This is a genomic window from Streptomyces sp. bgisy027 (assembly GCF_057710365.1).
Genome location: NZ_JBYIVZ010000152.1, coordinates 1 through 635, shown reverse-complemented (window position 1 = coordinate 635; position 635 = coordinate 1). Strand labels below are relative to the sequence as shown.

General features: G+C 73.5%; 1 protein-coding gene. It reads left to right on the top strand.

Features of this window, described 5'->3' with window-relative positions; genetic code table 11:
- Positions 1-635: IS701 family transposase (locus tag AC3ETA_RS47830; RefSeq protein WP_432199178.1), on the top strand; the 635-nt coding region annotated here is incomplete at both ends.

Here is a 635-nt window from a genome sequence, read left to right as displayed (position 1 = left end):
TTTCCCAAGGCGGGTGATCAGTCGGTGGGGGCGGCCCGGCAGTGGTGCGGGGCGCTGGGCAAGAAGTCGCTGTGCCAGGTGGGCGTGAGTCTGCATGCGGTCACCGATGCCGCTTCCGTCCCTGTGACCTGGAGGTTGTTCCTGCCCGCCGAGTGGGCGGATCCGTCCGAGGGGCGCCGGTCGAAGGCCGGGGTGCCCGAGGAAGTGGGGCACCGGGAGAAGTGGCGCCTGGCCCTGGACGCGATCGACGAGGCCCGGGGATGGGGGCTGGACGGCCGCGTTGTCGTGGCCGACGCCGGATACGGCCAGATGCACTCCTTCCGCTCCGGACTGGCGGAGCGCGGCCTGGACTACGTGACCGCGGTGCGCGGTGACACCAGCGCCCACCCTGGCGATGCCGTCCCGACCGCCCCGGAACGGGAGGGGCGGATGGGCGCCCCGCGGCTGCCCCGCTATCGGGAGCCGGCCCGGTCGCTGAAGGACCTGGTGATGACAGCCGGGCGGCGCCGACTGCGGCGGGTCACCTGGCGGCAAGGCAGCAAAGGCACGATGAGCGGCCGGTTCATGGTGATGGAAGTCCGCCCGGCGGGCGTCGCGGCGACGAAAGCCGCACGTGACCGGGCCGGCGGACGGGC